Below are 18663 nucleotides of genomic sequence, written 5' to 3'. Positions count from 1 at the left end.
TGAGACTTTATGGAGGTGTAGATTATGGGAATTTTTAATCGTATAAGTACTGTTTTCAAGTCAAATATCAACGATATGATTTCAAAGGCCGAAGATCCAGAAAAAATGTTAAATCAGATGATTATCGATATGAGTGAGCAATATAACAAGGCCAAGGTAGAGGTTGCAGCAGCAATTGCCGATGAGAAAAAGCTAAAAAGATCTTTAGATGAAGAAGAAGCTAAGGTTTTAGAATGGACAAAAAAAGCGGAATTAGCTGTGGCAAATGCTGATGACAATCTAGCTATTGCTGCTCTAAACAGAAAAAAGGAATATGAAGGCCTAGCCGATCAATATAGAGTTCAGTGGGAGGCTCAAAAAGCTGCTACAGATAAGCTTAAGAGTAGTTTGAGAGAGTTAAATAATAAAATTGAAGAAGCAAAGCGCAAGAAGGGCTTATTAATAGCTAGAACGAAAAGAGCAGAGGCTCAAAAGTCGATTCAAAAAACAATGTCAGGTTTAAATGACAACAGTGTTTTTGATACCTTTGATCGTATGAGTGAAAAGGTAGATGCCATTGAAAATCAAGCAATGGCTGAGGCAGAGCTAAATGAGCTTATGTCTGGAGATGATTTAGAAAAGCAGTTTAAGGAACTAGAACAAGAAGATAGTGCTGTAATGGATGAATTAGCTGCTTTAAAGGCTAAGCTAGGAAAGTAATGTATTATAAGTTATTAAAAATATAAAATGAAAGACTATAGATATACCATGTGCCTATTATATATCTATAGTCTTTATATATTCTCTTAAATATGATAAATCAGTTCTATCAATTATGAAAACTATATTTAGTATTTACCATATTCTTTTGCTACTCTAACCATGGTTTTAGCCTTGTCAAAATCAAGTGGAGCAGGATACTCACATCCAGTAGATAAGATGAAACCTCCATCTTTCTTAAAAATATCAATTTGTTTCTTAGACTCTTCTTCAACATCTTCAATGGTAGCCGTCATTAACCAACCCGGATCTATATGACCGATTAACGTAGTTTTATCGCCATATTTTTCTTTAACCTCTTCAAATGATGAGCAATCATCAGGTATATGTAAGAAAGAAATGGCATCGGGTTGCATTCTTTCAATTTGTATATCGAAATATACTCCACCACCACAGTTATGAATCATAACCATACATCCTTGATCACGAACATGCTTTGCTATTTCTTCCATATAAACGCCTTCAAATTCATCCCACATAGTTTTACTCATAATAGTTTTTGAAGCGAAAAGCGTATCAAACATAATAGCATGGACTCCAGTTTCTATAACAGCAGTACAAAACTCTTTTAAAGTTTCAGTAATTTCCCTTAGACAAGAATGTATCTCATCTGGAGTCATTATAAGATCCATAAACATTTTATCCTGACCTCTTAGCATTCCAGCTATTCCCAAAGGACCAAAAACAAAAGCTACTATAGGTTTTTCCTTACCCCTTGCTTCTACAAGTTTTTTGCATAATTCAATGTGCTCACTCATTCTTGGAGTTTCTCTAGGATTGATCCTTTTTATTTTGGAATAGTCCTCTGGAGAGTTGATTACTTTGTTATTATGATCTGGGCAAGCAGCCTTATCGTCAAAATATATTAATTCCTGTCCCCAATCTGCTGCTTCGACTGAAAGATCTACCAAAGTACAAATAACATCCAAATCTAATTCATCAGTAATTTTTATGATTGATTCTGCACAAAGATTTACGTCCCTTGTCCACTCCTCGTAGGTTATACCTAGCGTCTTTCTTGATACACTGTTTACGATTGGATATACTGGAACTCTATCTGCTTCTTTATGCTGCAAAATTAAGTTAACTCTCTCTAAAGAATTCACTATAACTTCCCCCTTGATAAATTTGTTATTTCATATCTAATAATATAATTTCTAAGGAGGCTATTATAGAAAAAAATTGCAATTTTTTGTATTTTTCTATTTAATTTATCAATATTGTCAGTAGTATGTTATATAATTTAGAACTTATTTTTTGAGCTCTGAAACCAGTATAATCTTTCCTTGACACTTTCTATACTTACCTGGAGTAACACCTGAAACTTTTTTGAACACCTTTGAATAGTAACTTTGGTCGGTAAAACCAACAAGCTGAGAAATATCAGTTATAGATATGCTTTTATCTAAAAGTAGGCTTTTACTTTTATCAATTCTAATCTTGTTAAGATAGTCTTTGAAATTGGTTTTCATTTCTGCCTTAAAGATTTTTGAAAAATACGTAGGACTTAAATGAACATATTTAGCGACTTCTTCTAAGGTAATCTTCTTCATATAATTGTTCCTAATATAATCTATTGATTTATAAATAGCATCTACATGCTTAATATCGTTATAGCTAAAAAGATATTCAAAAAACTGAGTGAAAATTTTATTGACATAGGACGTGAGCTCATCTATACTTTTAATTCTATTTATTTCCCAGATATATTTATGGTTGAGTTGTAAAATAAGGTCATGATCTATACTACTATCCAATACAATCCTTGATAACATAACTAAAAGTTCTAATATCCTTGTTTTAATAAGCTTTAAATTTGCACCTGCTTTAAAAAAAATATGTCCAATTATCTCATTTAGATTTTTTTGAGCTTCTAATCGATCGCCTTGTTTAATAGCATTTAGCAAATCTTTCTCCTTTTCAAGTGGGTAAAGTACCTCTTTTTCTTTATCATCTTCCAAGTTTTTTAAATGCTGAATGTACTCCGCAATAGAAGATAGGTTATTTTGATTATTCTGTTCCTCTAAATATTTCAGATGTTCAATATCAGAAATATAACAAGAAATGACGAAAAGTAATTCAGACAAGCTGGTTACTTTATCAGGCTTTATACTGGGAGCCGTATTTAGATAATTTATCAAAAGATCTATTTCGTTCATATTTATATTGAGTTTTCTTAAAGCACCTTCAATCAACTTCGTATCAGGCTCTACCATTACATATGAACCACATAAAAATGCTCCTACCATTATACCGTCTACTGTAATAGGAGAAGCCCAGTTGATAAGTCCGATTGGACATAAGAAAATGTACTTTCCACCAAATCTTTTTGACTGATGAGCACCGTATAAACGGGAATTCTTACAAAAGGAGTTATCTGCATAAATTTCCTGGACTGTTTTGCAGACTTTACAAGCGTTAGTTGTATTTGTTTCAAAAAGAATACTACCTTCCATATCGATAATTCTGCAATTTGCTCCAGTAGATTTACTATAATGCAAAGCAGTTTCAATGGCTTTTTCAAGATCAAATTTAGTACTAGATTGATTTCTATGAGATGACATTTTTCCACATCCTCAATACAAAATTACTTAACATTGTCATAACTTCCTAAAAATAATCAGATATTTATTTTAGTGTAGCATAGAATACTAATTCCCTCAATAACGTTGAATACAGACAATTTACATATACCAATATTCACTGCCAATCTCCGTAAAGATTTTGAGGTCTTTAAAATAGAAAATAAGACCATAGATGTGTTTTCACATCCATAGTCTTATAATTTATCCCTTGAAATGTAAATAATAATATCCCTTCTATCCAAGTTATTGTTAATAACTGCTCCAAGCCCTTTGATAGTATCTAAGTAAGACCGGATTAGTTAAGCTGTTAATTTCAACTATATCCTTTGACCTCTTCTCATCCTTAGCAAAATAAAATAGTGATTCTACTATTTCACTATTTAGATAACGTGTAGGGACTGTAATCTCCATATTATTTGTTGAAAAATCTTTATTTGATGCAAGTGTAAATCCCCAGTCACCAAAGGAGGGAACATTAAGATGATATCCACTTGTAAAAAAGCCTTCAGACTCAACGGTTTTTCTGATACACCAATAGGCCTCATTAGCATAATAGGGACTAGTGGATTGAATAGCCACAAAGCCTCCAGCATTTAGGTGCTGGTATACTAACCTATAAAATAGATTTGTATATAGTTTATTTAAAGCTTCGTTATTGGGATCTGGAAGATCAACAATTATAACATCAAATTTTTCATTAGTGTCCTCAAGGTATTTATAGGCGTCGGTATTGATAATTTTAACTTTCTTATTCTCAAGGGAACCATTATTTAGGTCCTTTACAAGAGGATTTGTGCTGCAAAAGGAATTAACTTCGGGGTCTAAATCTACAAGAACAACATTCTTTACATCATCACCATATTTAAGTATTTCCCTTGCAGCTAATCCATCCCCGCCACCCAATATTAATACATTCTCACGTTGATTAGAAAGAGTCATAGCAGGATGAACTAATGCTTCATGATACCTATATTCATCTAGTGAACTGAATTGAATATTTCCATTCAGAAACAATCGTAGATCGTCACGATGTTTTGTCACTACAATCTTCTGATATTTTGTCTGTTGACGGTAGATGATCTTGTCTCTATAAAAGCTATCTTCAATAAAATTAGCCGTATAATCTCCTGTAATAAACCCTATAGCTATCAACAGGGCAAATAAGAAAGCAAGGACCTTCATTAAATAAAGATTCTTTATGAACTGTTTATATTTAAAAATAATAAGTATTGCCACGGCAATATTTATAAAGCCTACTAAGAAAGCAGTTCTAATTTCCCCTAGATGAGGAAGTAAAATAAGGGGAAAGGCTAGTGAGCCCAATAAGGCACCAATATAGTCAAAGCTTAGTACATTGGCAATTGTTATACGGAGATTATTTTCATTTTCCTCAATAATTCTAGTAATGATTGGTATCTCTAAACCGACCATAATACCAATAATAATGATAGTAAGATACATTACAAGATAATATACATTTGTAAAACCATAGGCTGCAAAAAGAAAAATAGCAGACAAGCCTCCAAAAACTCCAATCAAAAGCTCGATGGTAACAAACACATCAAAAAGATTACGTCGAAAATGCTTTGTAGCATATGAGCCAACTCCCATGGCACTCATAAATAGACCGATGGTTATGGAATACTGCTTAACGCTATCACCCAGTAAATATGAACTAATAGCACCGATAATCAGCTCATAAATTATCCCGCATATAGCTATAATGAATACAGCGAAGAGTAATGGGGTGGCATTTATACTCTGAGAACCTAAATTTTCTTTGAGATTATTTTTGTCGTTATTATCCTTTGTCATAAAAACCTCCAAAAGTAAAAATCTCGCCACTCTTTAAGAAGTATATTATTAGAAAAGAGGCGAGAAAAGTATTCAACTAAAATCTTTGAAAACTAGATAATTGCGGCACTAACTACGATAGCTACACCAACAAATATACCAGCAACTGCTAATCCAGCTGCAACATTATGGTCATCAATTTCTTTATCTAAATCAAAGGGTGTAATAACATCAAATAACTTATAGCCTATAGCACAAAAAATCATACCTATAGCAAAATAGATTATGCTTGAAATAATAGGATTCATAATATATTTAACCTCCTATACAAAATTTTATTCTTAGTATATTGATTTACTACGAAATAGCTGCTTTTATTATAATAGCAGTAGCGATAAAGATCCCAGCGATAACTGCTCCAATAGCTGGATTCTTTTCTTTGATTTCTTCGGCAAAATTATAAGGTGTTATTAGATCGAAGAATTTGTAACCTATGAACATTAATATTAAAGATAAAGCCGCATAAACTATCGTTGATACGAACTCATTTGCAAATAGATTCATAAGATAAACTCCTTTCTATATATAATACGATAAATCACAATTTATATTTATCAATTTAGTGTGTGGGCTACTTTCCAAAACTTGTGCCTCCACCAAAGCTTGTTCTTGTACCACTACTTCCATTACGGATTGATTTTGTACCAAATATTGACTTTTTAGTAGTAGAAGGACTACTGTTTGTCTTTATCTTACTGGATGAATTGCTGTCGGTCTTAATTTTTGATGAAGAATTTTTATCGGTTTGAATTTTATTACTGTCTTTTGAAGTAGTCGATTGAGGAGCAGAAGTATTACTTGAATATCCACCACCATATCGCTTGCTATCCTTCCTATAATAGCCTCCTGATCTATAGGATCTATCATAAAAAACTATGATATTTCTTCGATAAGGTCTATACAATCTTGAGTAGCCATTACGATGAATAAATTTTCTAGAAGAAATCTGTACATAAGTAATTGATCCTTCACCTTTATAGATTAAAACTTGATAGTCATCATATGCAAGCTGTATACTCTCCTCATTATTTAAATCCGTATAGGATTCTGGACGATTCTTGGAAATTATATATCTAGCTGTATCAGGAACACTCATATCAGTTGTATAGACATTTGCTCTATCTGTGGAATTATAGTTTCCTGTTATACTAGTTGAGTATTGAAATACATTGTCGCTTTCGATATTTTTAGCTACTGAAGGCTTAGGTAAAAGCACGAATATAACCAATAGGACTAGGAAAACAAGAAAAACAGTTGTTACTATCTTCTTATTCATTGGCTTTACCTCCTTTCTAGATTACAGGTATAGTTTAAGCTCTTTATCTGCCAGGATATATCTCTATGTTGTAATCTTCAATCCATCTACCTACACTCATTTCTACCTCTCCATCCCATATTTCAATGGATAGAAGATGTTCATCGTCTTCATCGGTGTACTCATAATAATCTACTTGTTCTCCCTTTACAACACTGACATTACCGCTAAAATCCTCTACGATAGCGTCGCTGCCTTCTTGCATATAATATTTAATACCTTTATATTCATATACTTTAGTTGGCTCGGTAGTGATAGCAACAACTTCTTGATATAGACTTATCTCAATATCATCATCTTGCTCTACACTTAACCAGTAAGTTTTTCTGCTGTCCTTTAACTTGTATTCAGTCCATCTCCAGCCGTGATCATTAAACTTCAAAACGGCCTGAACCTCATAGTCAACATCTTCAATACTTACAATGTCGCCAACAAGCATATTCAATAAGTTTTTTTCTTCCTTAGGTTCTGTATTAGCATTCTGGTTTGCTTTGATAAGGTTTTTTATTCTGTCGAAAATACCCATGTAAGTCACCTCCTTAAAATTTGAACTATCCAGTCTTTTACATTTTACCATATAGGTAATTTACGTGAAATAGATTTAAGGGTTTTTTAAGATTTCGTTTTATCTATATGAAAAAAATATCCATTTCTATTGATTTGGGAACAAATGTTCGATAAAATTAAAGTATGTCTAATTGATAGAAGGAGGATATTTTATTATGAAGAAAGAACTGGGAATTATTAAGCCACAACATTTGACTGAGGATTGGCCAGGAAAATATAAATTTTTTTCTTGGTTAGAGTATGTTGTAACCATACCAAATCCAATTTTTCTGATTACCACACTTAAAGAGAATGGTAAATCTAATGCTTGTTTACACTCGTGGGGAATGTTAGTAGGTGAAGATAACAAATTTATGTCCTTATTAGCAGTAATGAAACATGGTCATACATATAAGAACATCAAGAGAGAAAAAGAATGGTGTATCAATTATCCTAATCAAAAAGACTATCCACAAAGCTTTGATACCATAGAGCATAATGGGTTGGATAATGATGAGATTACAGATGCGGGCTTTCATATAGAGCAATCTCAAGTAATAAAAACTCCTCGTATACAAGAAAGTAATATCAATCTTGAGTGTAAATTCAGTTGGGAAAAAGATTTATTCCCTAATAGTAACTGGTCAATTCTATGTGGCGAAGTAGTGAATGTTGCAATGATAGAGGAAGCAATGGTTTCAGTACCAGAAGAACGAATAAAGAGGCTAGGGCTTATGTACAACGTAAGAAGTACAATAAATCCTCAAGATGGATCTCAATATGGACCTAACACACTAGGCATGATAAATGAGGTTATAAGAATAACGTCAGATGATGGGTTTACTAAGCTTTGGAAAGAATAATCTCGTAGAATAGAGGAATGACTATATATTAAAAGAACATAAATAATTGTTTCGGGAGAACTGTATGAATTATGTTGACGTTATACTTAAAGCAATTAATTATATTGAAGATCATATCTTTGAAGAAGATTTATATGAGAAAGTCTTCAGACAGGTTAATATTTCTAAGTATCATTTCCATAGGATTTTTTTAGCAGGAACCCATGAAACCATAGGAAATTATATAAAAAAACGAAGGTTTACTATAATCGCTGAACGATTACGTCAAACAGATGATAAGATAATTGAAGTGGCATATGACTGTCAGTACGAGAGTCACGAAGCATTTACAAGAGCTTTTAAAAAATATTTTTCTATATCACCAAGCCGGTATCGTGCGAGTAGCAAAGAGAATCCTCTTTTAAAAATAGATAGAATTGATAGAGGGTTTTTAGAATTTGCGCAGAGTGGATTGAAGCTTACGCCAACTATCAAAATATGCGAAGAATTATCACTAATGGGGAAAAGAGCTACTACAAGCCTAAAAAATATACAGCTGGATAAGATTTGGAAAGAATTTTTAATTGACTGTACAGCAAATGATATACGAGTGAGTGGAGAATATGCATATACAATCTGGTTAGAGACGGATCAAGATACTAAAACACTTGAGGATCAACATAGCTATAATCTATTTATAGGATTTCCGAAAGAGTGTATGAACATAAGAAAGAATAATCTTGAAGTTCTAGAGATTAATAAAGGCTTATATGCAATTTTTAGCTTGAAAAATGATTTTAGCTATATCTATAAAACATATAACTACATATACTTTGTATGGCTAAAAGAATCAGGGTATAAGCTTGGTAATGGTTATGTGATTGAGATATATAGTAAAGATTTTTCTATCATGGATAACACAGGTGAGATGTCTATATTGATACCCATTCAAAAAGAGCAATGATTATCAAGAAATTAATAGGTAGGAGTGCTAATATTGACTTATAAACCTATTAAGGAGCTGATAATATGTATAAACCAAGATTTAAGGGATCGCATTATGATATGGGATTTCATTATGGTTACATGCTAAAAAAGAATGGTGTTGATCTATCACCTCTACTAAAATTTGATAAAAAGAAATTAGATTTAGGACAAGAATGCTTAAAGATATGTAAAGAGATTTATCCAGAGATTATTGACGAGATCAAAGGTATGGCCGATGGGCTTGAACTGCAATTCTTAGCATTTGGAACATTTTTGATAACGGCAGGTGCATTCTCATTTGATGTGGGTTGCTCCACATTTTGTTATAAAGAGAATGGTTCAATCTACTTCGTAAGAAACCATGATATGTTCATACAATTGAAAAAAACTACTGAGAGCGCCGTATATAGACCTGAAAAAGGATATTACTTCTTAGGTCAAGGGGATAGCTTAATTGGTAAAGAAGATGGAATAAATGAACATGGGCTTGCTGTAGGGATGACCTTTGTCGCTCCCAAGACAATTAAACCGGGTTTAAACTTTTTGATGATTGTGCGTATGATTCTTGAGAAATGTAAGGATGTCCAAGAAGCAATAGCTCTACTCAACAAGATTCCCACGATTACTAGCCAGTGTATCGTTCTAGCTGACCCATCTGGTGAGCTGGCTGTAGTAGAGATGTGTTCAGAGAAAATGATTATAAGAAGACCTGTCGAGGGTCAAAATTTTATCGTTGCAACAAATCATTTTAATGATCATAAGATGATAAACTATGATAATAGACCTGAAGAAAATTGGTATAGAACAAAAGACCGTTATGAGACCGTGGTAAAGAGTCTTAGTGAGGCAGAACATTTTGATCGTACATTGGGCATAGAGATTGCTTCAGGCAAGAAGGGATTCCTCTGTCAGTATGATAAAAAAATGAGTTTTGATACACTTTGGTCTGTATCCTATGAATTAGAAAGCCTAGATATATACCGAGCAGAAGGCAATCCAAGAAGAGCAAGGTTTAAAAAGGATACAAGGCTTGCATGGGCATTAAGTAAAAAAAATTAAACAATGAAATAGGAGAAAATAGAGCTACAAAAGTAGTTCTATTTTTTTATCATATCATTATATGTTTTCATAAACTCCAACACCTCAAAATAATATATATCTAATATTTCATATAAACAAATAGTTGTAAAGATGTTTGTAAATAAATTGCTCGTTTGACAGAATTATAAAAGTACATATATTATAGTAATTGTGGAAACAAATGGTTAATTATGAGCCATGAAAGAATAGATCATTTAAGGAGTAGGCTATGAATAAAGATATTAATCTAAGTATAGATAAGAAATATGAGAAGATATTAGAAATTGTTAAGCAAGAACTATCATGTTCAGCCCATGACATTGACCATATTTTTAGGGTTTGTAATCTAGGAATGTCAATTGCTAAGAGTGAGAAACAAGTAGATATGGATGTATTGGTACCAGCTATATTACTCCATGATATAGCAAGAGTGAAGGAAGACAGAGATGCTACCGGTAGTACAAATCATGCAGTATTAGGGAGTGAGATGGCAGGTTCCATACTTAGAGGATTAGGATATGAAGAAAGTACTATTAAAGAAATAAAACATTGCATTATATCCCATAGGTACAGAAGTAATAGTAAACCAAAGACAATAGAGGCTAAAATACTGTTTGATGCAGATAAGGTAGATGGTATGGGCGCCATAGGAATTGCGAGAACTTTTATGATGTCGGCTCAGTATGGGAGCAAATTATATGATGATATGTCTCAATATAAAGGAATGGAGAGTAATTTAGCAGAATCAAATGAACCTAAAAATAGATTAAAACATCCACCTAATATAGAATTTGAAATAAAATTCAAGAAAATCCCAGAGAGTTTGTACACCAAAAAAGCTAAAGAGATTGCAGAAGAAAGAAGAAAATATATGGAAAGTTTTTTTGAGAGATTAGGGGAAGAAGTAAAAGGATTAAGATAATCAGGGAAGAGATAGAGGGGGATGAGAGTTTTGTCAGATGACTTTAATAAAGAATTTAAAAATCACCAAGAAATTTTAGATGAAGAATTGAATATAGATAAGGATAAAAAAACTAAAGAACCACTTCCAAATAACAAAAAAGACAAAAGGAAGCAAAAGGTTAGTAAATGGAAAACTAGATTTAATGGTGTATTAACAGCTATAATAATAATGATTTTGCTTAATCTGATTACTACTATTTTAAGCAATGCCTTCTATACCCAAGGTGAGCCACATAGGATGGAAATATACGAAGACGTTGTAGAATCAACTCTTTACATTACTGAACCGAATTTAAAATTCAGATCAAGAGGTACTAAAATAGGACAATTTTTTACTATGAAAATGAAGGCAAAATTGATAAAGCAAGTTGGGAAAGATGAAGTGAGAGCAGGTGATGTAGATGTTAAGTTTCTTTTTGGACTCCCAAGCGACAATGGTATAGAACTATTCGAAGATAATTGGGATAGGTTTTGCCATCCTAAAGAACAATATTTATCTGATGAATTTACCAATTGGGAGAGACTCGAAAAGCTTCCTGAGGGTACTGTAGCAGAAGCATATATATCCTTTGATAAACTTTACGAAACGGACGAAGTTCTTAAAAAATTTGTTGATAGAGATTTAGACCTATTATGGTTTGCTGTTGATACAGGAATGTATAAAAGACATATACATAATACAATAGGATTTCCCTACTCCCCTATATGGCATCATGATGATATGATATTAGGAGAAAGAACTGTAGAGAAAGGTAAGTTTTTTACTAGCATTATAAGTGAAAGTAGGCATTCACCAGTATTAGAGGCATATGGAAGTGCTGATTTACGAAATGAGAACTTTATAAAGACGCTAAAATTAGTTAATGAGCATGAATTAATAGCTAAGAAGATGACCTTCAAAGTACGAAATCTGCAAGAAAAAATAGATTACATTGATGAAAATGGTGTAAAGCTATACGGTATAGTAATTACAGGACCATCAAAGAAAATACTAAAATTGAAAAATGAAGAATGGGTTAGAGGAATAAGTATTGGAGAAGTTAGATTGTGGAATTGGGAATAATTGAAGTTATTTATGGCTTATGAATACCTAGTACGATACTAAAATAAGGTACTACCTCAAACTTGGTAGTACCTTGAAATATATCTATGTCCAAATCATTTGCTAAATATCTAATACTTTCTTTTTGCGAAGATATTCCTCTTCATCAATCTCTCCATTAATGTATCTCTCATGTAAAATATTCAATGCATTATTTGAAAAATTACTATGTCTTCTGTTGTTTTTTACAACAAATTTAGTGATCCAAAGGATAACTGCAGCTATGATTAGTAATCTGACCAGACCAAATCCAACCATCCACATCCAACTGCTTCCGCCTACGCCATAACCCCAAAATCCACACATAATGCATACCTCCTATCTATAAAGTTATGTTAATAGTTTTATAACAACTATGTATATAGAGTTCTAAGCTTTGATTGGAATCTCTATAGTTGATATGTATATTATAAAATAAGCTTATGAAGGAAATATGAAGAAGCGATAAAAGATATAGATGAATTATTATACGTTTATTTGACATAATTATCGGAATACATATATTATAGTAATTGTGGAAACAAGTAGTTATAAAATTTAAGAAATGATATAAACTTAATGTCAGTAAGGGTGAAGAAAATGATATCTCTATTTTCAGCAATTTTTTGTAGCAGTATGATAGCAGTTATATTTAAGTTTTCAGAGAAGAAGCAATCTAATAGAGTGGCAATTACAACATTTAACTATATTATTGCCTGTATGATAAGCTATTTACTGCTGCCCCAGAAGAAGATTTTCAGCACAATGCTATTTTATTCTTTTGGAAGTGAGGCCAAGGAAGTATTTGCAAATGGTAGTATGTTTTCAAATGAAGCCTCAGCAGCTTGGGCCATTATAATAGGAAGTATTACAGGCTGCATATATTTTTCGAGTTTTTGGTTATACCAATATAGCGTAAATAAGAATGGTGCTGCGCTTTCTGCTACATTCATGAAACTAGGAGTTCTAGTCCCAACAATTCTCTCCATCTTTTTCTTTAAAGAAATACCGACGGCGCTTCAATTACTTGGGATATTGATGGCAGTGGCTGGAATATTAATTATAAATTTGTCTGTAGAAAAGAATATTGTACAAAATCTGAAGATAGACTTGCTATTCTTGTTTATTTTAGGAGGTTTGGGAGATTTTAACTCTAAAATGTACCAAAGTTTTGGTCAGGTTGAATATAAAGAACTTTATATATTCTCTCTATTTATTACTGCACTGATTATAAGTACAATTATCCTATTCATAAAAAATAAGAAAATTACAAGGAATGATATTATTATAGGTCTCCTAGTAGGTATACCTAATCAGTTGACGGCTTACTTTCTAGTAAGATCATTAAATTCACTAAAAGCATCTATTGCATTTCCTATTTTTAGTACGGGAACTATATTACTTGTAAACATTATCAATATTACATTATTTAAAGAGAAACTGAGTAAGAGTCAGAACGTAGCCATAGGAGTCATTATGCTCTCGTTGATATTTTTAAATATTTGATTTAAACCCAAACTATATTATCCCACTATCATACATTTTCAAGTTGATAGTGGGATTTACAATTCCATAATCTTTAATCATGATATAATAATAATTAATAAAATTACAGGAACTAAAGGAATCGGCATGGGGAGTAAAAAACTGTAATACAAAAAAATAGGCTAAGGGGGAGCGCCTAATGTGTAAAGTGCTGTTGGTTGATGATGAACATTTGGAAAGACATGCACTAAAAATTATCATAAACGAAGGAATTGAAGGCGCAAGGGTTGTAGGAGAAGCGGGCTCCGGGAGAAAAGCAGTAGAATTATGCGAAGAAACTGATCCCGATATTATATTTATGGATATAAAAATGCCCGGAATGAATGGGATAGAAGCCACGGAGATAATCAAGGGTAGGGACGAGGATAAAATAGTGATAATACTGACGGCCTATGATGAATTTATCCTTGCACAAAGAGCCATAAAAGCCAAAGCAGATGATTACATACTAAAGCCAGCTAGACCAGAAGTAATAGTAGAAACAATGAAGAGACACATAAAGAGCATCAAAAGAAGAGAAAGTCTCTCAGCCCAGGAAATTCAAAACTTTACAAACAAGATAAGATGCGGAGATTTCAAAGGAGCCAAGGAAAAATTAAAGGAATTGCTCTATAGTTTAGGTGGAAATAATTCTATTGATAATGTAGGATTGAGATCAAGTATAAGAAAGATAATTGACAACATGTTAGATGTGTCGAATAGGATGGGTCTAAAAAAGAGATCGATTTCCGATAATGAATTGGATTCTAATGTTTCTTCTATGACCGATATTTATGATATTAAAAAATGGTTATTTAAAATACTCGATGAAATATTTGAAGAGATAATGGAGAAGAAGATATGTTATTCCGATAACTATTTATTCCTTGCGTTAAACTACATAGAGAAAAATTATCATAAGGGCATTACTCTGGAGGAGGTAGCTGACTATGTTAATCTAAGTACAAGTTATCTAAGTAAGCTATTCAAAAAGGAGCTAAATATTAACATCAGTAAATATATTACGGGTAGAAGGATTGAAAGAGCAAAGGAACTATTGGAAAATACAGATATGCCGGTGCTAAATATAGCCGTAGATTTATCCTACAATGAGTCCAATTATTTTAGCAAGGTTTTTAAGAGGGTAGTGGGGATGACTCCTTCTGATTATAGAAATAGAAAAAGAATAGAAAAGCAAAAGGAATTAAAAAGCAATTTAATGACTAAGCATGTACCCATGAGCAATGGAAAGTGGCAAATTTAAAAAATAAAAATTGAACAAAAAAGTACACTAAGATCAAATTCTTAGTGTACTTTTTTTATTTTGTAAACAGTCAGAACAAAAAATTACACATCAAGAACAAAAAAATATCTCTAACTAAAAAAAGTAGATAAAAAAGTGACATAAAGTGCTTTTTCTATTGTCGGATTTTTACGGTATGAGGTCAAATTAGTATCGAGGTTTTTCGACATGATAAAAGAATTAATTGAATAGGAATTAACAAAAGAGAATCACAGGAAAAGGTTTCTATGTATAGTCAATTTTATTTAAGCATTCATTTATCAAATTAAAACAATTAGAAAAAGGAGGGCTTTAGTATGGGTAATGAAGCATTAGGTATGGTGGAAACGAAAGGATTGGTAGGTTCAATTGAGGCAGCTGACGCAATGGTTAAGGCAGCGAATGTACAGTTGATTGGTTACGAGAAAATCGGATCAGGACTTGTAACTGTAATGGTAAGAGGCGATGTTGGAGCAGTAAAGGCCGCTACCGATGCAGGTGCTGCTGCGGCACAAAAAGTTGGTGAAGTTGTATCTGTACATGTAATTCCTAGACCACATACGGATGTAGAGAAAATATTACCGAGTAAGTAGGAAGAATACGGCTTAAGAATTTAAATATTTATGGAGGTGTAAATAAATGCAAGAAAATTTAATGGAAAAAATTATGGAAGAGGTAATGAAGAAGGTTGGAGAGTCAAAGGTTGAAGAAAACAAATGTGATCCTGTAGAAGAGAATAATGAACCAAAAGCTTGCGGACTTACAGAATTTGTAGGAACTGCAATCGGAGATAGTATAGGGATGGTTATAGCAAATGTAGACTACAACCTACATGATGCTATGGGTTTAGATAAAAAATATCGTTCAGTAGGTATAGTTGGAGCTCGTACAGGTGCAGGTCCTCATATCATGGCTGCCGATGAAGCCGTAAAGGCAACTAATACTGAAATCATAGGTATTGAGTTGGCTAGGGATACAAAGGGAGGAGCTGGACATGGATGTCTAATCCTGTTTGGAGCTGAAGATGTATCCGATGCTAGAAGAGCTGTGGAAGTTACATTAAAAGAATTAGATAGAACCTTTGGCGATGTATATGCCAACGATGCAGGACATTTAGAGTTCCAATACACAGCTAGGGCAAGCTATGCATGTAATCAAGCATTTAACACTCCCCTTGGAAAGTCCTTTGGACTGATAGTTGGAGCTCCAGCGGCAATAGGTGTTCTTATGGCTGATACAGCAGTAAAGGCAGCAAATGTAGATGTTGTAGGATATTCATCTCCTGCCAAAGGAACTAGTTTTTCAAATGAAGCAATCTTAACAATCAGTGGAGACTCAGGTGCTGTTAGACAGTCCCTTATAGCTGCAAAAGAAGTTGGACTACAACTATTAGAAGCTATGGCTGGAGAAGCACCTTCAGTAACTACTCCATACATATAGGAAATAAATAGACAAAGGGAGGGAATTTTAATGAAATCTAAACGTTTCCAGGTTTTAGCTGAGCGTCCGGTAAATCAAGATGGTTTTGTAGAAGAATGGTCAGAAGTTGGTTTGATTGCAATGAACAGTCCTAATGACCCAAAACCTAGTATAAAAATTGAAAATGGAAAAGTTGTCGAATTAGATGGTAAGAAACGACAAGATTTTGATATGATAGATAGATTTGTTGCAGATTATGCAATCAATTTAGAAAATGCTGAGAAGGTTATGAAGATGAACTCACAGGAGCTTGCAAAGATGCTTTGCGATGTAAACGTTCCTAGAGTAGATATCGTTAAACTTAGTACTGCTATGACCCCAGCCAAGATAGTTGAGGTTGTAGGATATATGAACGTTGTAGAAATGATGATGGCCCTTCAAAAAATGAGGGCTAGAAAGATACCTTCAAATCAGTGTCACGTAACTAACCTAAAAGATCACCCCGTTCAAATAGCTGCCGATGCTGCTGAAGCATCTATCAGAGGATTTGATGAGCAAGAAACTACAGTTGGTATCGTACGTTATGCACCATTTAATGCTCTATCTTTAATGGTAGGATCACAGGTTGGTAGACCAGGAATCCTGACTCAATGTGCTGTTGAGGAGGCTACTGAGTTGATTCTTGGAATGAGAGGACTTACTGCATATGCGGAAACAGTTTCCGTATATGGAACTGAATCGGTATTTGTAGATGGTGATGACACACCTTGGTCTAAATCATTCCTAGCTTCTGCCTATGCATCAAGAGGATTAAAAATGAGATTCACTTCTGGAACTGGCTCGGAGGTTCAAATGGGTTATGCAGAAGGTAAATCTATGCTCTATCTAGAGGCAAGATGTTTATACGTAACTAGAGGTGCCGGTGTTCAAGGAACTCAAAATGGATCAGTAAGCTGTATTGGGGTACCAGCAGGGGTTCCTGGCGGTATAAGAGCCGTTTTAGCTGAGAATCTAATTGGTATGATGCTTGACTTAGAGTGTGCATCAAGTAATGACCAGACCTTTACTCACTCTGATTTAAGAAGAGTAGCTAGATCCCTAATGCAGATGGCTCCTGGAACTGACTTTATTTGCTCCGGTTACAGCTCAGTTCCAAACTACGACAACATGTTTGCAGGCTCTAACTGGGATGCTGAAGATTATGATGATTGGAATATAATTCAAAGGGATTTAAAGATAGATGGTGGACTTAGACCTGTTACAGAGGATGAGGTTATTAAGGTAAGAAATAAGGCGGCAAGAGTTATTCAAGCCTTATTTGATGAGCTAGGACTTCCACAGGTTACAGATGAAGAAGTAGAGGCAGCAACCTACGCCCATGGAAGTAAGGATATGCCAGATAGAAATGTAGTTGAAGATCTTAAGGCGGCAGAGGATATGATGGCAAGGGGAGTAACTGGAATCGATGTAGTTAAAGCACTTTACAAGAAGGGCTTTGAAGACGTTGCCGATAGTGTACTTTCATTATTAAAGCAGAGGGTTGCAGGGGATTACCTTCACACTTCAGCAATCCTAGATAAGGACTTTAATGTAATAAGTGCAGTAAACTATCCTAATGACTATGCAGGACCAGGTACTGGATACGTTATGAGTGACGAGAGATGGGAAGAAATAAAGAATATTCCAAACGCTAGAAAAGTTTCTGATTTTGAATAAAAGGTGATGTAGAGAGGAGGCTAGCTAAATGAATTTTGATGAAAAAATGTTACGTGGAATTATTGAAGAAGTCCTTAAGGGTTTTGATTTAGAAGAAAATGAAATGAAGTTCGAAAACAATTCATTTGAAAAAAAGGTAAACACCCAATGTGAGGGTCTAGATATAAAGGAACAAGGAAATGCAAATGTAGGAACTAAATCGAATGAAGTTGTTATAGGAGTTGCCCCAGCCTTTGGTAAATATCAAACGAAAACTATTACTGATATAGATCATTCAAAGGTACTAAGAGAGCTTATTGCTGGTATTGAAGAAGAAGGTGTAGAGGCTAGAATTGTAAAGGTATACAGAACATCGGATGTTTCCTTTATCGCCCATGATGCAGCAAAAATAAGTGGTTCTGGCATCGGTATAGGTATTCAATCTAAGGGTACAACAGTAATTCATCAGAAAGACCTATTCCCGTTAAGTAATTTAGAGCTTTTCCCACAGGCACCGGTAATAACCTTGGAAGATTACAGAGCAATCGGTAAAAATGCTGCTAAATATGCTAAGGGGCAATCACCAAATCCAGTTCCAACAAAAAATGATCAGATGGCTAGGCCAAAGTATCAGGCATTAGCTGCACTTTTACACATAAAGGAAACTGAGCATGTGGTTCAAGATAAGAAACCTGTAACCTTAGAGGTAAGCTTTTATTAATCGGAGGTGA

20 protein-coding genes are annotated in these 18663 nt (G+C 33.6%); 12 read left to right on the top strand and 8 right to left on the bottom strand.

Annotated features, from left to right (window positions below; genetic code table 11):
- Positions 1-24 precede the first annotated feature (24 nt).
- A complete protein-coding gene (locus tag R9X47_RS09360; protein WP_432666535.1) occupies positions 25-699 on the top strand; it encodes a PspA/IM30 family protein in 675 nt (224 codons plus the stop codon).
- A 128-nt stretch (positions 700-827) separates the two neighbouring features.
- On the opposite strand, the gene R9X47_RS09355 is transcribed toward R9X47_RS09360, so the two are convergent.
- The 7 genes from R9X47_RS09355 to R9X47_RS09325 all read right to left on the bottom strand — a co-directional run bounded on the left by R9X47_RS09355 (position 828) and on the right by R9X47_RS09325 (position 7039).
- The gene (locus tag R9X47_RS09355) at positions 828-1865 is read right to left on the bottom strand and encodes a uroporphyrinogen decarboxylase family protein (protein ID WP_432666534.1); all 1038 of its coding nucleotides are present in this window, start codon (positions 1863-1865) and stop codon (positions 828-830) included.
- Positions 1866-2009: 144 nt separating this feature from the next.
- Positions 2010-3323, bottom strand: a complete 1314-nt coding sequence (locus tag R9X47_RS09350) for a PocR ligand-binding domain-containing protein (protein WP_432666533.1) — start codon at positions 3321-3323, stop codon at positions 2010-2012.
- A gap of 270 nt (positions 3324-3593) precedes the next feature.
- A complete protein-coding gene (locus R9X47_RS09345; RefSeq protein WP_432666532.1) occupies positions 3594-5159 on the bottom strand; it encodes a polyamine aminopropyltransferase in 1566 nt (521 codons plus the stop codon).
- A gap of 92 nt (positions 5160-5251) precedes the next feature.
- Entirely contained in the window at positions 5252-5446 is a 195-nt protein-coding gene (locus R9X47_RS09340; RefSeq protein WP_432666531.1) for a DUF350 domain-containing protein, read from the bottom strand.
- A gap of 49 nt (positions 5447-5495) precedes the next feature.
- Positions 5496-5702 carry a DUF350 domain-containing protein gene (locus R9X47_RS09335; protein WP_432666530.1) on the bottom strand — a complete coding sequence of 69 codons (207 nt, stop codon included), beginning with the start codon at positions 5700-5702 and terminating at the stop codon, positions 5496-5498.
- A 67-nt stretch (positions 5703-5769) separates the two neighbouring features.
- Positions 5770-6474: a hypothetical protein gene (locus R9X47_RS09330; RefSeq protein WP_432666529.1), complete on the bottom strand. Its 705-nt coding sequence runs from the start codon at positions 6472-6474 to the stop codon at positions 5770-5772.
- Positions 6475-6517: 43 nt separating this feature from the next.
- Positions 6518-7039: a DUF4178 domain-containing protein gene (locus R9X47_RS09325; RefSeq protein WP_432666528.1), complete on the bottom strand. Its 522-nt coding sequence runs from the start codon at positions 7037-7039 to the stop codon at positions 6518-6520.
- Between the two features lie 196 nt (positions 7040-7235).
- Here R9X47_RS09325 and R9X47_RS09320 point away from each other — a divergent pair, with 196 nt between their 5' ends.
- From R9X47_RS09320 to R9X47_RS09300, 5 genes are all read left to right on the top strand, one after another.
- Positions 7236-7922: a flavin reductase family protein gene (locus R9X47_RS09320; protein ID WP_432666527.1), complete on the top strand. Its 687-nt coding sequence runs from the start codon at positions 7236-7238 to the stop codon at positions 7920-7922.
- A 64-nt stretch (positions 7923-7986) separates the two neighbouring features.
- On the top strand, positions 7987-8865 hold the full coding sequence (locus tag R9X47_RS09315) for an AraC family transcriptional regulator (protein ID WP_432666526.1): 879 nt from the start codon (positions 7987-7989) through the stop codon (positions 8863-8865).
- A gap of 65 nt (positions 8866-8930) precedes the next feature.
- Positions 8931-9947, top strand: coding sequence for a C45 family autoproteolytic acyltransferase/hydolase (locus R9X47_RS09310; protein WP_432666525.1), 1017 nt, complete (start codon positions 8931-8933; stop codon positions 9945-9947).
- Positions 9948-10197: 250 nt separating this feature from the next.
- Positions 10198-10890 carry an HD domain-containing protein gene (locus R9X47_RS09305; RefSeq protein WP_432666524.1) on the top strand — a complete coding sequence of 231 codons (693 nt, stop codon included), beginning with the start codon at positions 10198-10200 and terminating at the stop codon, positions 10888-10890.
- 30 nt (positions 10891-10920) lie between these two features.
- A complete protein-coding gene (locus tag R9X47_RS09300) occupies positions 10921-11994 on the top strand; it encodes an anti sigma factor C-terminal domain-containing protein (protein WP_432666523.1) in 1074 nt (357 codons plus the stop codon).
- Between the two features lie 102 nt (positions 11995-12096).
- On the opposite strand, the gene R9X47_RS09295 is transcribed toward R9X47_RS09300, so the two are convergent.
- Positions 12097-12339 (bottom strand): SHOCT domain-containing protein, encoded by a 243-nt coding sequence (locus R9X47_RS09295; protein WP_432666522.1) that lies wholly within the window; start codon positions 12337-12339, stop codon positions 12097-12099.
- 273 nt (positions 12340-12612) lie between these two features.
- Between R9X47_RS09295 and R9X47_RS09290 the strand changes: the two genes are divergently transcribed.
- From R9X47_RS09290 to R9X47_RS09265, 6 genes are all read left to right on the top strand, one after another.
- Positions 12613-13518 (top strand): SMR family transporter, encoded by a 906-nt coding sequence (locus tag R9X47_RS09290; protein WP_432666521.1) that lies wholly within the window; start codon positions 12613-12615, stop codon positions 13516-13518.
- A 178-nt stretch (positions 13519-13696) separates the two neighbouring features.
- The gene (locus R9X47_RS09285) at positions 13697-14800 is read left to right on the top strand and encodes a response regulator transcription factor (RefSeq protein ID WP_432666520.1); all 1104 of its coding nucleotides are present in this window, start codon (positions 13697-13699) and stop codon (positions 14798-14800) included.
- Positions 14801-15135: 335 nt separating this feature from the next.
- Positions 15136-15411: a propanediol utilization microcompartment protein PduA gene (gene eutM / locus R9X47_RS09280; protein ID WP_432403208.1), complete on the top strand. Its 276-nt coding sequence runs from the start codon at positions 15136-15138 to the stop codon at positions 15409-15411.
- 46 nt (positions 15412-15457) lie between these two features.
- Positions 15458-16258, top strand: a complete 801-nt coding sequence (gene pduB, locus R9X47_RS09275; protein WP_432666519.1) for a propanediol utilization microcompartment protein PduB — start codon at positions 15458-15460, stop codon at positions 16256-16258.
- 30 nt (positions 16259-16288) lie between these two features.
- A complete protein-coding gene (locus R9X47_RS09270) occupies positions 16289-17953 on the top strand; it encodes a propanediol/glycerol family dehydratase large subunit (RefSeq protein WP_432666518.1) in 1665 nt (554 codons plus the stop codon).
- A 28-nt stretch (positions 17954-17981) separates the two neighbouring features.
- On the top strand, positions 17982-18653 hold the full coding sequence (locus R9X47_RS09265; RefSeq protein ID WP_432666517.1) for a propanediol/glycerol family dehydratase medium subunit: 672 nt from the start codon (positions 17982-17984) through the stop codon (positions 18651-18653).
- Positions 18654-18663: the final 10 nt, after the last annotated feature.

Origin of the sequence: Wukongibacter baidiensis, from assembly GCF_050888315.1 — a bacterium.
Classification (GTDB): Bacteria; Bacillota; Clostridia; order Peptostreptococcales; family Caminicellaceae; genus Wukongibacter; species Wukongibacter baidiensis.
The sequence above is the reverse complement of the archived record's forward strand: the minus strand, read 5'-3'. Positions and strand labels throughout refer to the sequence as shown.

Bases quoted from the DNA above. Each gene is read 5' to 3' on its own strand.
- R9X47_RS09330 (WP_432666529.1), bottom strand. From the start codon at position 6,474: ATGAATAAGAAGATAGTAACAACTGTTTTTCTTGTTTTCCTAGTCCTA.
- R9X47_RS09305 (WP_432666524.1), top strand. From the start codon at position 10,198: ATGAATAAAGATATTAATCTAAGTATAGATAAGAAATATGAGAAGATA.
- R9X47_RS09345 (WP_432666532.1), bottom strand. From the start codon at position 5,159: ATGACAAAGGATAATAACGACAAAAATAATCTCAAAGAAAATTTAGGT.
- R9X47_RS09315 (WP_432666526.1), top strand. From the start codon at position 7,987: ATGAATTATGTTGACGTTATACTTAAAGCAATTAATTATATTGAAGAT.
- R9X47_RS09295 (WP_432666522.1), bottom strand. From the start codon at position 12,339: ATGTGTGGATTTTGGGGTTATGGCGTAGGCGGAAGCAGTTGGATGTGG.
- pduB (WP_432666519.1), top strand. From the start codon at position 15,458: ATGCAAGAAAATTTAATGGAAAAAATTATGGAAGAGGTAATGAAGAAG.
- R9X47_RS09320 (WP_432666527.1), top strand. From the start codon at position 7,236: ATGAAGAAAGAACTGGGAATTATTAAGCCACAACATTTGACTGAGGAT.
- R9X47_RS09310 (WP_432666525.1), top strand. From the start codon at position 8,931: ATGTATAAACCAAGATTTAAGGGATCGCATTATGATATGGGATTTCAT.
- R9X47_RS09340 (WP_432666531.1), bottom strand. From the start codon at position 5,446: ATGAATCCTATTATTTCAAGCATAATCTATTTTGCTATAGGTATGATT.
- R9X47_RS09350 (WP_432666533.1), bottom strand. From the start codon at position 3,323: ATGTCATCTCATAGAAATCAATCTAGTACTAAATTTGATCTTGAAAAA.
- R9X47_RS09265 (WP_432666517.1), top strand. From the start codon at position 17,982: ATGAATTTTGATGAAAAAATGTTACGTGGAATTATTGAAGAAGTCCTT.
- R9X47_RS09290 (WP_432666521.1), top strand. From the start codon at position 12,613: ATGATATCTCTATTTTCAGCAATTTTTTGTAGCAGTATGATAGCAGTT.
- R9X47_RS09270 (WP_432666518.1), top strand. From the start codon at position 16,289: ATGAAATCTAAACGTTTCCAGGTTTTAGCTGAGCGTCCGGTAAATCAA.
- eutM (WP_432403208.1), top strand. From the start codon at position 15,136: ATGGGTAATGAAGCATTAGGTATGGTGGAAACGAAAGGATTGGTAGGT.
- R9X47_RS09285 (WP_432666520.1), top strand. From the start codon at position 13,697: ATGTGTAAAGTGCTGTTGGTTGATGATGAACATTTGGAAAGACATGCA.
- R9X47_RS09325 (WP_432666528.1), bottom strand. From the start codon at position 7,039: ATGGGTATTTTCGACAGAATAAAAAACCTTATCAAAGCAAACCAGAAT.
- R9X47_RS09335 (WP_432666530.1), bottom strand. From the start codon at position 5,702: ATGAATCTATTTGCAAATGAGTTCGTATCAACGATAGTTTATGCGGCT.
- R9X47_RS09360 (WP_432666535.1), top strand. From the start codon at position 25: ATGGGAATTTTTAATCGTATAAGTACTGTTTTCAAGTCAAATATCAAC.